The following is a 1,311-nucleotide window of genomic DNA, read 5'->3' as shown; positions in this document are numbered from 1 at the left end:
TGCTCGTGGTTGGCCGTCCAACAACACTTACTGGTCGGCGACGGTCATTGGCTCGAACTACAACCTCGTGGACCTCAACGATGGCAACGTCTACAGCTACGACCCGAGCTACGGGGACTACGCGTCTTGCGTCTCAAATCCTTAGTGTTTGACGTTCAGCGTTTAGCGTTTAAATTTTAATATTTTGGGCGCTACCTTTACGGGTGGCGCCTTATTCTTCTCGGAGTGTATTTTGTGAATATTGAAGATAAGTTGGAATTAGTAAAAGACAGCCAAGTCATTGTCGGTATTAAAGAGGGGATGTTTGTGCGCTTTTACGAACAATCACTCTTTGGATGAGTAGAACGTCTCCTCTGTGTGAGTCTTCAATCAAGCGGATAGTTAAGCTTGTTCTAATTGAGTTCCTGATGGCTGCTCTGTGTCAAACTGGCATGTAATTATTAATGAAAACTAAATTTTACCCTGTGCGAATGACCTATTGGCATTTCTCTGACATGTGTTCGCTTGAAACAAACAAAATATCCCACCTTTTTACTGCTACAACGCCCAGCCTTACCGTTTTTTGCATTTTATTTAAATTGACCAGTGTTCAATAAGAGTCTAGTAGTACTTACTACTAACACTATTTAGTCGTAGAGAGCAGAGGCAAAAGAGTGGGATGGCGCCGCCGCCGATACCCCAGTTATCACTCCTGACGGTGTTTTTTATGCGCCAGAGCCAGGTAATGTGACGTTAACCGCCACCAAGTCATTGGGTGTTGGGGATGATATTACCACGAGTGAGGCCTTTGACGTGACGCCAGCTAAGTTAATTTCCTCGCTGGCGCTTTCTCCGAAAGAGGCAGAGCTTGCGTCGGGGCAGAGTCAAACGTTTGAGGCGTACAGTATTGATGTTGAGGGTAACGCGACGCGACTTGATTCTAGTTGGGTGACATTTACATTGGACGACAATGGCACGGGTTCAACGCTCGCCCCTGATACGGGAACGGTAACGGCAGGTTCGAGTGCAGGGGACGCAACCCTAACGGCGACGATGAACAAAGTGACTCCAGAAGACACTGTGGATGGTAAAACTCCGACCCAAAGTGCCAATATTGCGGTGGTGGCGAAAACATTGGAATCACTTGACGTTCAACTACCCGAGAATTTAACGCTGATACCGGGTCAGGAAGTGCCGTTGAGTGCGCTTGGTTATTATAACGATGACACTACTGCTGTGCTGAGTAACGATGTAGTGGTCAAGTAAAACTGGCCACGGTTTTATGAGGAAACCAGAACTGTCGTTCTGATTCATTTGGTGTTAATCCACCAT

Annotated in this window: 1 protein-coding gene; it reads left to right on the top strand. The window is 46.7% G+C overall.

What is annotated here, in order from left to right; genetic code table 11:
• Window positions 1-726: 726 nt before the first annotated feature.
• Window positions 727-1,245 (top strand): Ig-like domain-containing protein, encoded by a 519-nt coding sequence (locus KIO97_RS26720; RefSeq protein ID WP_285384424.1) that lies wholly within the window; start codon window positions 727-729, stop codon window positions 1,243-1,245.
• Window positions 1,246-1,311: the final 66 nt, after the last annotated feature.

The sequence above is a fragment of the Vibrio sp. B181a genome (assembly GCF_030248375.1).
In the GTDB taxonomy this organism is placed as follows: Bacteria; Pseudomonadota; Gammaproteobacteria; order Enterobacterales; family Vibrionaceae; genus Vibrio; species Vibrio campbellii.
The sequence above is the reverse complement of the archived record's forward strand: the minus strand, read 5'-3'. Positions and strand labels throughout refer to the sequence as shown.